The sequence below is a fragment of the Marinobacterium sp. MBR-111 genome (genome assembly GCF_040547585.1).
Lineage (GTDB): Bacteria > Pseudomonadota > Gammaproteobacteria > Pseudomonadales > Balneatricaceae > Marinobacterium > Marinobacterium iners.
Window position 1 is genome coordinate 1 of record NZ_JBEPQA010000008.1, and the last position, 12,208, is coordinate 12,208.

Here is a 12,208-nt window from a genome sequence, read left to right on the forward strand (position 1 = left end):
TTTAAAACTATAAAGCTACTATAAGGTCAATAGAGTAAAGAATCCGTTGGGGAGGAGGCTGATGCGCATTGGTCAGTTGGCGCAGTTGGTAGGGGGTAAGCGCCCTTAAATCAGCCCCTTTTTTCCAGCCACTAACCGTCGCACACTGATTCCATCGTCACCTACGCGAGGAATCCAGCATGAACTCAGCCGAGCGCACACACTACTGGCAACAGCACATTGAACACTGGCGCGATACCGGGCTATCCGGCGCTGCCTTCTGCAAACAGCAATCGCTGTCCTATCACCAGTTTGTCTATTGGCGCCGCAAGCTCGAAGGCACAGATGATGCGACCGATACCGAGCGTGTGCCAACATCCGGCTTTGCTCGCGTCACCCAGGTGGCCGCTTCACCGGTATCGAGTGATACTGACCCTGAGGCTTCCCGGTGGCATGGCCATTACCGGCCTGCATGCCGGTAATGTCGATCTGCTCGGTGCGATCCTGAGGCAGCTCTGATGAAGCCACGGTATCTTCGTCCCTCTCGGTCAATGCCGGAGATCTATCTGTACCGTGAGCCCATTGATTTTCGCAAGCAGGCCAATGGCCTGGCGGTGCTGATTGAGCAGGAGCTGGGACATAGCCCCTTTACCGGTGCACTGTATGCCTTCACCAACCGGCAGCGTAACAAGATCAAGTGCCTGATGTGGGAAGACAACGGTTTTATCCTCTACTACAAGGCGCTGGCCGAAGAGAAATTCAAGTGGCCAAGCCCGGCCGATGAGCTGATGCCGCTGACCGGCGAGCAGATCAACTGGTTGCTCGATGGCTATGATATCAGCCTGCTGCAAGGTCATAAAACGCTGCATTATGAAGCCATTGGGTAGTCAATTTTGGATGCGCCAACTGGCTGTTTTTGATACAATTTTGCTCATGAAATCACAGCCTAAAACCACCTCAAAGACGCCTGATATCAGCAGTTTATCGACCGCTGACTTGCTGTCGATGGTGGCTGGGCTACAGCAGCAACTCCAACATCAAGAGCAGCACATCCAAAAGCGCGAGCAATACATCCTGCTGCTGGAAGAGATGCTGCGCTTGCAGCGCATCCAGCGGTTCGCGGCCAGCAGTGAAAAAACGGCGCACCAGATCCACCTCTTCGATGAGCCGGAACTGGAAGCCGAGATCGATCAGCTGCGGGATCAGCTCCCGGACGATATTGAAGTTGCTGAAGACGATACTCCTGCTGCCACGTCTACACCCAAACGCCGTCAGCGCGGCTTCTCCGATAGCTTGCTGCGTGAGCGCATCGAGCTGCTGCTGAGTGATGAAGAGAAGGCCGGGGCCGTCAAAACCTTCTTCACCAAGGTGAAGGAAGAGTTGGACTATATCCCGGCTCAGCTCAAAGTACTGGAATACTGGCAGGAAAAAGCGGTGTTCGAGCAAGACGGTGATGAGCGTATCGTAGCTGCGGCTCGCCCAGTACACCCGCTGGGCAAATGCATCGCTACTCCGGCCCTGCTGGCTTACCTGATCACCTCGAAATATGCCGATGGCTTGCCGCTCTACCGTCAGGAGCAGATGTTCAAGCGTCTGGGCCATGAGCTGAGTCGCACCAGCATGGCGCACTGGATCATCCGTCTGGATGAGGTGTTCAAACCGCTGATCCATCTGATGCGGGAAGCGCAGAACAGTGCGGCCTACCTGCAGGCTGACGAAACCCGGATTCAGGTACTAAAAGAGGATGGCAAGGCTGCCCAATCCGATAAATGGATGTGGGTGACCCGGGGCGGACCACCCGGCCAACCTTCCGTCCTGTTCGCCTATGATCCTTCCCGAAGCGGAGCGGTACCCGTACGCCTGCTTGATGACTTCAAGGGTGTCCTGCAGGCCGATGGTTACTCCGGTTATGCGCAGATCTGTTCAGCCAATGAGCTGATCCGCATTGGCTGCTGGGATCACGCCCGCCGCAAGTTCATCGAAGCGACCAAAGCGGCCAAGCCAGCGGGTAAAGGCAAACAGGCCAAACTGTCCAAAGCGGATGTAGCACTCAGTCATATCAACAAACTGTATGCCATCGAGCGTCAGATCAAGGACCTGAGCGTGGCTGAACGCTACCGGATCCGTCAGGCGTCGAGCCTGCCTCGACTGGAAGCGTTCAAGGCCTGGCTGGACGCCAACGCAGGACGTGTGATGAAAGGCGGGCTAACTCGCAAAGCTATGGAATATACCCTGAACCAGTGGCCCACCCTGATCGGCTACTGTGAGCGGGGTGACCTGCACATCAGCAACGTACTGGCCGAGAATGCCATCCGCCCGTTCGCCGTGGGGCGCAAAGCTTGGTTGTTCGCGGATACTCCGCAGGGCGCTCACGCCAGTGCTACCTGTTACTCCCTGATCGAAACGGCCAAAGCCAACGACCTGGAACCCTCGGCCTACATCCGGCATGTGCTGGAGCGCATCGCCAACGCCGACACCCTGGAAAAGCTGGAGCGACTGCTGCCTTGGAATGTTGAACTGGAGCGGACTTCAAAAAAAGTGGCGCAGTACAGTTAAGGGCAAGTGGGTCGTTTTAACGGCGTGTATGGACTCCTCCTCTATTGCAAGCACTTTGTTCGATAACGACTAAGGTACGACTGCCTACGTGTATTCGGTCTCGTTAATGATGCCGTTTCATGGGCATCGGACCCTGATGGGCTATCCGCGCACTGATTCCCAATCGGATACACGAGCTCAAGGCTCTAGCCGTTAAAGGGGTTTCCCAGCGCCGGTTCAACCTGTTCGCCATCAATCAAAATGCCATACAATCGTGGTGTGAACGTCTCTTACTGATTTCCCGGTTATGTCTCGTAGCGCTCAGTCTTCATGTGGCTGACTCAAGCTCCGGCTGCTGCAAGTCCTTCGTCATATGCAGCGCCATTGTGCGTCAGCGCCCAGGCGATACGAGCAGTTTTATTTGCCAATGCGACCACTGCAACATTGACATGCTTCCGAGCGGCAAGGCCTCTCAACCAATGACTCAGTCCGTCGTCTTTGCCCTCAACATGGCGCAACACGGCCCGGGCTCCATGAACGAGTAGTTTGCGTAAATAACTGTCACCACGCTTGCTGATGCCCAGCAATCGATCGCGACCGCCGGTGCTATGCTGCTTAGGGGTCAGCCCCAGCGAGGCCGCGAAGTCCCGCCCTCTGCGGAAGGCCTTTCCATCGCCAAGAGCGCCTGACAGGGCACTCGCGGTGAGCGGCCCGACACCACGCAATGTCATCAAGCGTTTGGCCACAGGGTCCTCTTTGGCACTCTCAGTGATCCGCTCATCAAGCGCCTTGATGCGGGTATCCAGATACCTGAGGTCTTCCGCCAGACCACTCAGCAAAACACGGAAGCTATCCGTCAGCCCATTCTCAGCATCCTCCAGCCAATCAGGCACAGCACGACGCAGCTGCTGAATGCCCACCGGTGCCACAATTCCATACTCACCCACCAACCCACGAATCTGGTTGGCTTTGGCTGTTCGTTGTCCAACAAGCTCTTCCCGAATGCGGTGTGCGGCCTGAATATCCTGTTGAGCAACCGTCTTGGGAGCAACAAACCGCATGTTTGGGCGGCTCATGGCCTCGCAGATCGCTTCCGCGTCCACCCGGTCATTCTTGTTGCTCTTGACGTAGGGCTTGACAAACTGGGCTGCGATCAACCGGACGTGATAGCCTCGCTTTTGAAGCTCTCGTGCCCAGTGGTGAGATGAGGCACACGCCTCCATACCAATCTCGGCGCCGGCCGGTACCTTTCGGCTGAGGGCATCAAGCCACTTGCTTCGAGAATATTTACCTTGCCATTGGGTTTGACTGTGACGGTCAACGCCATGGACATGGAACACTGACTTGGCAATATCAACACCAACGCGGATAATATTCATCTGGACTTCTCCTCATCTTTACGATGGTTGACGGTTCACTCACCATTTTGGCACGTAGATGCCGGTTAGGTGAGGAGGAGTCCATCCCATTGGATACGGTAGGGGTCGAAACACAGACGATCCGCTTCTATGAACAGCAGGGCTTGTTGCCGCCGCCTGATCGGCAGGACAACGGTTACCGTGTCTATACCGAGAAGCATGGTGAGGGGCTGGCCTTCATCCGTCGCTGCAGAATCCTGGGCCTGTCACTGGCTGAGATTCACGAACTACAGAGCTATCAGGACGACCCTCATCAGCCTTGTACCGCCGTCAACGCCTTGCTCGATGATCACATCTCTCATGTGCGGTCGCAGATAACCGCTCTGCAAGCGCTTGAGAAACAACTCGTTTCACTGAGAGCGAGTTGCAACGATGACCGGGAAGTTGAGGCGTGTGGGGTTCTTGCTGGAATTAGCGAAGGAAACATGCACCAGCAGTAGGTGAAGCATCAACCAGATAATCCGATGAGATGCCGGTCTGTCTCACTCTCATGCAAAGGTAAGATCAACCATTTAATCCGCTTACCCATTAAAATTACACCCGAAAGAGCCCTAATGTTAGAAGCCTCAGAACAAGGCCAGCAGCTGATGCCGAAACATGCCATCAAAAGTCACATGCAACATGTCTGCTGATTTTGCTAACCCGCTTTTAGCCTCTTCATGAACATTAGCACCATCTAATCCGGAAACATCAATGTCTGCCACATTACCTTCAGCTGTATCACCCCCATCACCACATGTTGGCTCGTTTACACCACTAGCACCCAGTGTCTGAAACTTCAACACCCCAAGCTCATCAGGTAAGTCTTCATCCACTCTTTTGGCAAACTTAATCAGTTCTGTTTCTGCAATCATCAACAGGCTGGATGAATAATCACGTGCTGCCCGACGACGTAATATCCTGCCCAGCACTTGGCGAAAATACAGCTCTGTACGGACCCTGCTCAGGTAACAGCAGACCTGTAACCGGGGTATATCAGTACCTTCTGAGATCATGCCAACTGCAACAATCCACCGCTGCGTACTATGTCTGAAACGATCGATTTCAGCATTTGCATCTGCTGTTCTCGTTGTAACAATAACAGGGTCTTCCCCCAGCTCAACCAGATAACCAGCCAGCTGGTACGCGTGATCAATAGAGGTCGCCACAGCAAGAGCAGCAGCATCAGGAGTTTTGGATCGGAAAGCGTCAAGCTGACAGTTACCAAGCTCCAGCAGGTGTCTGTTGAGCACCTCATGTGTCACCAATGCTTCATAGGTGACATCTGTATGCCGCAACAAGTGCCTCAAGCTTGAATATTTTTGCTCCTCAGATCCTGACTCGACTAATCGTACGAGATCGTGGTCAACCAGCGTTATTTCAGGCCTTCTGCACACCTGTTCGGAAACAGCCCGTCGCATCGAGTATTGATAGTCCACCATTAGCCGACCATCTGGATCAGAATAACGTGCTAGCGCAATCGCTTGTTCATCTGATCTCCACGGGGTACCTGATAGCGCCAGCGTATAAGTTGCTCGATCCTGAATCTCTTGAACGACCCTCTGCCCCCAACTGTTTGGTATCAGTGCATCAGATCCTGCGGAACAATGATGAATTTCATCAAATACGGCAAATACCCTGTATTGATCGAACAAACGCCAAAATGATGCCCCCTGATGATCTAATGATTGGTAAGTCACAGCTACACCTGCCGCACCTATTCTCCCATCAAAAGATCGGCCTAGTACTTTTTCAAAAGTGCGCTGAACCGCGTTTACTACCTGACAAGATGGAGCGAAACAGACGACGAGATCGATATTCTGCTTGCCTAAGAGCCTAGAAGCGATTTCTGCAGCCAGTATGGTTTTGCCAGCGGCAGGGGTCGCTTGGCAGAAATAGTGAGAACTGAGTTCAAACCGCTGCATGGCATGATCTGCACATTCTTTCTGCCAATCACGCAATCTCACGCTGTTGCCTCCAGTCTCTTGATCGCCGTCTCAAGTGCACGAATACAACCAAGCAACTTTGTACTTTTATCTCTGGCACTAGCTAGGTCAGTTGCCAACCGATCACGTAACTCCGGCATATCATCAATAATTTTCTTGTAGCTCTCGGTCTCACCCAAAGCCGTCAAGAAGTCCAATTTAGCCTCTCTAAGCTGCCCCTCAAGCCTCTCAGTGGAGTCACCCAGATTCGGAGCAACTATTTCAACTTGGTCGCTTGTTTTCCTTGGTTGATGCGGAGGCATCGTCATTTCCAGTTCGGCTGGTTCTTTCACCTTCATCCCCAAAGATGGGGACTGCGTTTTCACAGTTACATGCTCAGGCTTAGGCAACACATGGAACAGCTGATTTCGTTTCTTTTTTTCATGGTCAATTTTGACCCATCCAACCCTTTCCAGTCGGCGGACCTGATCGTAGATGTAGACCCGGAGCCTGGGGAGTCCTACACCGTTAAGGTTAACTCTGTCGGCATACTCTTGCCTGAGCTGTAGGACAGTGAAACCGCGCAGCTCCTCTTCCATGAGGAGCCCATAGAGAACCTGATCCAAAACGATAGAAGAAGACATGATAGTGAAGCTCTGAAGTCAAAATGAGGATTATAATCCGTGGCAATATAAGCCGCAAAGGTAAAGATTACTCCTCTTTTAGTGGAGTAGTCATGAGTACACTTGCTAAGGAGCTAGGGGCAAACATCAGAGCCAAAAGAAAGCAGCTCGGAATTTCTCAAGACGGTCTGGCACTCGATTGCGGTGTAGACCGCAGTTACATGGGGCGCATTGAGCGGGGGGAGGTAAACATCACTGTAGAGAAGCTATATCAGATCGCAGCCAAGCTTGACTGCAGACCGGCACTTCTACTCCCTGATATCTGAATCTTTCTGTGCATCATTGTATTTCTGAGTGATTTTCTGAATGCCTCTCTGCAGGATGTCCACCCAAGATCGAAGAAATACATCGTTTTCTCGCGGAACACGTTGCCTGGTGATCTTGCCAGCCACCTCTGTATCCACTGACCGGTATCGTTTAGGATGATCGCAACGATGAAAAACTAGGCAATGTGTACGTAAGTCAGACTCTTTCCAAGTCACTCCACTGTCAGAAAATGACTGCACTATACGAGACACTGACTGCGTGGGCTCCCCTCGCACAATAGCCAGAAGTGTACTAACGGACTCTGGGTTAGCTTCTTCATGTACTAGCAAGCTCTCAACGTCAGCCTCCAAGATGCATATGGACAGATCGTTACATCGAAGGCCTGCCAAGTAGTACTGTATGGGTCTGCCATCCTCTGTCCTTAGAATCTTTTTGCTACGTGTCTTTGGTAAAGGAAACTCGTAGCAGCCGATTGAACCAGTTAGCTCGTAGTTACATTCATGAACCAAGATGTTGATGGCTTTTTCAAAGTTTGAAAAACGCCCTGTGGGTTCGCTCGCAATCAGTTCATCAGGCTGTTGTTCTTCTTCCGGATCAGCCTCCTGATTCAAGCGGAGGCTCAACTCTTGGGCATCGCCATCCAGCTCAGAAGGTCCTGCCCCCGTTGACTGTGAAATGCCTGCCTCTGCTTCGCGGGTCCCTGACCCTTCGGGTCTTGGTAGGCCACCATCAACTTCCGTCATGGGACCAGAAGGTATATTGAATTTCAAATTACCATCATCAACCTGGTGCATGCCCTCCGCCATACCTGGCACTGATGGTAAATCAAGCTCCGGATGTTCGTCTGTGGGTTTGCGTTTGCGTGACTTGCGGCTTTCATCAAGAGTCACTGGATAACGCAGTTTCGGGTGACGAAAAATGACTTTCTGCTGTAGGCAGAAATCTTCTACGTTGACTGTACGTATCTCGGATACTTTTTCAAGAAACGGGTCAACGCTATGGGCACACCTCATGACTGAGATTTGCCAGCCATGCATCGGCGGAGGTGAAAACCTGAACATCCATCTCTCTTCATCTGACATCACCCATTCTTGGTAGATACTACCGAAGGACTGCTTGGCTGACTGGGACAGAAAAAGCCATGATAAATGAGACTGAATTCGCTTATTGTGTAGCTGTGAGGCAGGAAAGTCAGCCATCTCTGTGAAACTCACTTCAATGACTTCATCACCACGGCCAATCCGAACCAATGAATCCATTCCATTTGGCCGAAGAGCACAGCGAATCAGATGAGGCGAATGGAAAAACAAAACCCGAGCCAGCTCTATACTGCGAATGAGGCAACTGCTGCCATCCATTGAATGAACTCTGTGCCAATACTCATGATCAAGGAGTACGGCTTCTTCGACCCTATCAATGCTGATTGATCGAGACTGGGAGTCCTTGGGAGGGATTCTCTTTTTATCTTTAAATTTGCTGCCCGGCACCAACATACCGATTACTTCAATAGGCACTGCCGTTAACGGATGATGCTCAAACTTAACATCCACTACCGCCTGTTGCCTAAGCCCAAGTAACTTGCGGGAATAGATCCCCCGAACAGCTTCAAGCTTGGAGTCTGCTGGAAACTTGCGCAATGCCCGACCAGCAGGCGATATGATCTCGGATAATTTGCCTTGCAGCTTTTCGACACCGCTCTTTACTGAGCCCAGCAAGGCGTTCAACTTCATACAGTTGGAATTCCTTTTTCTCTTCCATTAACCGAAGCACACAGCTCGCAAGACGACGCGTTTGGTACTCATCAACGGACTCAGCATAACGATTAAGAAGCAATCTACAAAGCGGCAAAAGATGAGATTTCATCCTAAAGGAGCTCTTCAGACCCATTTGGCGAAGATACCAAGCCTGTGATCGTCTCGGGCCGTCAATTTGATGCCGCAACGATCTCTCCAGGCGGCATATACGGCGTGCATAGTCACGATCACGAGCAGTCCAGTCGATATGATTACGTGGCTTCCTAGCCATCGCTGCAGGTTTGTTTTTCATCAACCACTCACGGTCATATCGATACAGCCACGAGTAGACTCTTGCCCCTTCGGCAGAAGATCTAATGCTTTTCAAAGATGATGCATCAGCGAGGAGCTGCCTCCATATTTCCCTGTACTCCTGGCGACTGTAATCAGCCCGGCTATTCTCATAATGCCTGCGCGCTAATGGCTCAGCAGGAAATGATGCTACTTGCTGAAACAGCCTTTCGAGATTCGTAGGCTGCTCAAACGCCTGTAATACAACCAAGTGCTGGAGATAATTGAAGGGTCGTCGGTGCGTTCTAAACATGGACAACAACCAGTTTGAGTCACCTGAAAGTTCGAGGCCCCATCTTTCAAGTTGCTGTTCCCCCCAGTAGCACAATACCTCGGAACGTATAGCATCATGATCAACGCGGCCGCCCAATACCAGACCCTTGTCCTTAACAATCTGACGGTAGAAACCCGTCCAATGGCCAGGAGTAACAAACGGATAATTCAAATCCAGGAGCTGCTTAATGCAGTCAGCAACCTGTACTAACCTTTGTTCAGCTGCAACCGCCAGCGAGCACTCTAGTCGGTATTGATGAGCTCCAACCAGCTCATGCCTCCGCTCTGACGGCATTGATATTTTGCTATCAACCAAAAGGCATTTATGATCTGGGCAGCATTCCACACCTGGGCACTGCAAGACACGAGACCAAACTGCAAAACCGTATTCTGCCCGCTGCTCATGCCAACACACGGGACAAACTCTGAAGGTATTTGTCCATTTTAGACGCGAAGCGTTGATACCCGAACGCAACATGCCAAAATTCATTCGTCCAGAGCAAAGGTCAGCAAGCAATTTGCTGTACTTTTCATGAGTAGAGAAAGGCCTGAATAGCGGAAGTAGTGAATGACGCTGAATGACTTCTGATGATGATATTGGCCAAATATGCCCTACATGCTCCAGAAGCATATCGATGTGCCCCTGCATCAACCCAGACGGAACTACATTTCGGGAGCCAAAGAGCAGCTTAAGTGCCACCTTGTCATCTTTAACGCCCAGTTGATGAACGCTTCGAGCTAGAACACTACCGAGTAGTTCGTCAGGTAAAGCCTTGGGGAAGTTTTGGAGAGACATTCTGAACACCGATACCAGACCAGTATTCAGAAGCATAGTTCGCCAGGGGGAAATCCGTAAAATTTCCCATCGGCATTCGTCAGTAGTAGTCTAGTGATCCTGAAGCCATACCTGTACGCACATTGCTTCCTGAGCAGAAATGCCTGATGATGAATTTTTTATATCTACAGAAGATACTTTATCTAACATGGCTGACGTTCTTGTATCTTGGATTGGCACTGCAGACATCAGAGGTGGTTCGGACGAGGTTATTGATGGGCCGTTAGCCAGTGTGCTTCGCCACCAGGACTTCAGCTATGCCTATTTGCTTCATAACCAACCGCTGGATGAGGTGAGAAATTATCTACATCGGCTAAAAGAAAGTTTCAGGACGGAATTCGTTTCCGTTCAGGCTGAGCTTCAGAGCCCCATTCACTTTGCTGACATCTACAAAGTCTTGGATGCCACGCTCTCTGACATCGTAGAGAAGCACCCAAGGTCACCGATTTATATTCAATTGACGTCGGGCACGCCCGCAATGACGTCAGTTTCGATCCTTACGGGTAAGACGAAGTATCGAGTTCGTTTTTTGCAATCGTCCCTGCAGCAGGGAGTTCAAGTCGTTGAGCTTCCTTTCGACATAGCTGCTGACTTTTTACCGTCCGTTGCTGACGCTCTGGATGATCGCCTGACGAGCCTTATTGCTTGTGAGGCTCCTTCTACGGCTGCGTTTGACCACATAATCACCCAAGATCCTCAGATGGAACGTTTGAAGGAGCGTGCAGCGATTCTTGCGATGAGAGAAGTGCCGGTATTGATTCATGGTGAAACAGGCACTGGCAAGGAGCTATTTGCTCGGGCTATTCATAACACCAGCCCACGCTCAAAGCAGCCTTTCCTATCTTTGAATTGCGGCGCAATTCCTTCGGAGCTTATTGATAGCACCTTGTTTGGCCATAGCAAAGGTGCATTCACAGGTGCAACAACCAGCAAGCCAGGGGTGTTTGATCAAGCAGATGGTGGCACCCTGTTTTTGGACGAATTCGGAGAGCTTCCACTAGAAGCCCAAGTTCGATTACTACGGGTACTTCAAGATGGCAGCTTTACTCCTGTAGGCTCTACAGAGGAGCGCATAGTTGATGTGCGTATTATTGTGGCAACCAATAGGAACCTTGGGTAGCTACGAATAAGCCCGATCCAAGGCTCTGAAATGTCGTTGTCACCGCCTCAGAGGCGAAAATTCAACACTTTTAGCCCTTTTTAACCAGCTGCAACCACCTTTTCAGGCAGTGCAGACGGATTAACCCCGTGCTCTCAACATCTGATCCACCCGCACAACATTGGCCAGCGCGAACAGCATGGCCAACTTGCAGTCGTTTTTCTTCAGGCCACGGTAGCGGGCTTTTACAAAACCAAACTGGCACTTGATGATCCGAAACGGATGCTCAACTTTCGCACGGATACTGGCTTTCAGATACTCGGTGCGGATTCTGACCTTATTGATCCGAGGGTGTTTTTTCAGTGTCTTCAGCTTCCCTGGCTGTTCTGCGATGTACCAGTCCGCACTGACATCTTTCAGCTCGTCTCGCTTTTCGGCGCCCCTGTAACCCGCATCAGCAAAGATGAATGCTTCTTCACCGTGTAGAAGCTGGTCGGCCTGATTAAGGTCGTGCTCATTGGCCGCAGTTGTCGTGAAACTGTGCGTGATGCCGGTGCGGGCATCAACCCCGATGTGAGCCTTCATCCCGAAGTGCCATTGATTCCCTTTTTTAGTCTGGTGCATCTCGGGATCGCGTTCGCCCGTTTTGTTCTTGGTGGAGCTGGGAGCTTCGATGATGGTGGCATCGACCAGTGAGCCCTCTTTCAGCAGAACTCCGGCTTCAGACAGCCATTGGTTTACCTCTTCAAAAATCTGTCGAGCCAGACCGTGGCGCTCCAAAAGATGACGGAAGTTCAGGATAGTGGTGTGATCGGGGATGGCCTTGTCCAATGACAATCGAGCAAACAGCCGCATGGACGCGATCTCATACAGCGCATCTTCCATGGCGGGGTCACTGAGGTTATACCACTGCTGCATGCAGTGAATGCGCAACATGGTGGACAAGGGGTACGGTCGACGGCCGTTTCCAGCCTTGGGATAGTGAGGCTCGATGACGGCTTCGAGACGCGCCCACGGGATCAGCTTGTCCATTCGGCCCAGAAACTTTTCCTTGCGGGTTTGACGGCGCTTGTTGCTGAACTCGCTGTCCGCGAATGTAAGTTGCTGATCCATCGGTGCGTCCTCAATCGT

At 51.5% G+C, this 12,208-nt stretch carries 12 protein-coding genes; 6 read left to right on the forward strand and 6 right to left on the reverse strand.

The window, feature by feature from the left end; all coding sequences use genetic code 11:
• Positions 1-179 precede the first annotated feature (179 nt).
• Genes tnpA through tnpC form a run of 3 tightly spaced genes read left to right on the forward strand, consistent with a single transcriptional unit; the run spans position 180 to position 2,535 of the window.
• Positions 180-461, forward strand: a complete 282-nt coding sequence (gene tnpA, locus ABIE61_RS07655) for an IS66 family insertion sequence element accessory protein TnpA (RefSeq protein ID WP_354408192.1) — start codon at positions 180-182, stop codon at positions 459-461.
• A gap of 36 nt (positions 462-497) precedes the next feature.
• The gene (tnpB, locus tag ABIE61_RS07660; protein ID WP_354408193.1) at positions 498-866 is read left to right on the forward strand and encodes an IS66 family insertion sequence element accessory protein TnpB; all 369 of its coding nucleotides are present in this window, start codon (positions 498-500) and stop codon (positions 864-866) included.
• A gap of 46 nt (positions 867-912) precedes the next feature.
• On the forward strand, positions 913-2,535 hold the full coding sequence (gene tnpC / locus ABIE61_RS07665; RefSeq protein ID WP_354408196.1) for an IS66 family transposase: 1,623 nt from the start codon (positions 913-915) through the stop codon (positions 2,533-2,535).
• A gap of 320 nt (positions 2,536-2,855) precedes the next feature.
• Here the strand turns inward: tnpC and ABIE61_RS07670 are convergent, their stop codons facing one another.
• Positions 2,856-3,893 (reverse strand): IS110 family RNA-guided transposase, encoded by a 1,038-nt coding sequence (locus ABIE61_RS07670; protein ID WP_354408197.1) that lies wholly within the window; start codon positions 3,891-3,893, stop codon positions 2,856-2,858.
• Between the two features lie 89 nt (positions 3,894-3,982).
• Here ABIE61_RS07670 and cadR point away from each other — a divergent pair, with 89 nt between their 5' ends.
• A complete protein-coding gene (cadR, locus tag ABIE61_RS07675; protein ID WP_354408199.1) occupies positions 3,983-4,372 on the forward strand; it encodes a Cd(II)/Pb(II)-responsive transcriptional regulator in 390 nt (129 codons plus the stop codon).
• Positions 4,373-4,498: 126 nt separating this feature from the next.
• Here the strand turns inward: cadR and ABIE61_RS07680 are convergent, their stop codons facing one another.
• Both ABIE61_RS07680 and ABIE61_RS07685 read right to left on the reverse strand, forming a co-directional pair.
• On the reverse strand, positions 4,499-5,878 hold the full coding sequence (locus ABIE61_RS07680; RefSeq protein WP_354408201.1) for a DEAD/DEAH box helicase: 1,380 nt from the start codon (positions 5,876-5,878) through the stop codon (positions 4,499-4,501).
• Positions 5,875-6,480, reverse strand: a complete 606-nt coding sequence (locus ABIE61_RS07685) for a VspR family transcription factor (protein ID WP_354408203.1) — start codon at positions 6,478-6,480, stop codon at positions 5,875-5,877. The genes ABIE61_RS07680 and ABIE61_RS07685 overlap by 4 nt, the downstream gene beginning before the upstream one ends.
• Before the next feature lie 92 nt (positions 6,481-6,572).
• Here ABIE61_RS07685 and ABIE61_RS07690 point away from each other — a divergent pair, with 92 nt between their 5' ends.
• Entirely contained in the window at positions 6,573-6,785 is a 213-nt protein-coding gene (locus tag ABIE61_RS07690; RefSeq protein ID WP_354408205.1) for a helix-turn-helix domain-containing protein, read from the forward strand.
• On the opposite strand, the gene ABIE61_RS18845 is transcribed toward ABIE61_RS07690, so the two are convergent.
• Positions 6,768-8,510 carry a Tn7-like element transposition protein TnsE gene (locus tag ABIE61_RS18845; protein WP_502915048.1) on the reverse strand — a complete coding sequence of 581 codons (1,743 nt, stop codon included), beginning with the start codon at positions 8,508-8,510 and terminating at the stop codon, positions 6,768-6,770. The two genes, ABIE61_RS07690 and ABIE61_RS18845, sit on opposite strands and share 18 nt — an antisense overlap.
• Positions 8,392-9,939 carry a TnsD family Tn7-like transposition protein gene (locus tag ABIE61_RS07695; RefSeq protein ID WP_165374924.1) on the reverse strand — a complete coding sequence of 516 codons (1,548 nt, stop codon included), beginning with the start codon at positions 9,937-9,939 and terminating at the stop codon, positions 8,392-8,394. The genes ABIE61_RS18845 and ABIE61_RS07695 overlap by 119 nt, the downstream gene beginning before the upstream one ends.
• A 139-nt stretch (positions 9,940-10,078) precedes the next feature.
• Between ABIE61_RS07695 and ABIE61_RS07700 the strand changes: the two genes are divergently transcribed.
• Complete coding sequence (locus tag ABIE61_RS07700; protein ID WP_064788841.1) at positions 10,079-11,098, forward strand: sigma-54 factor interaction domain-containing protein; 1,020 nt, start codon at positions 10,079-10,081, stop codon at positions 11,096-11,098.
• Positions 11,099-11,218: 120 nt separating this feature from the next.
• On the opposite strand, the gene ABIE61_RS07705 is transcribed toward ABIE61_RS07700, so the two are convergent.
• Positions 11,219-12,190 (reverse strand): IS5 family transposase, encoded by a 972-nt coding sequence (locus tag ABIE61_RS07705; protein WP_354408208.1) that lies wholly within the window; start codon positions 12,188-12,190, stop codon positions 11,219-11,221.
• Positions 12,191-12,208 lie beyond the last annotated feature (18 nt).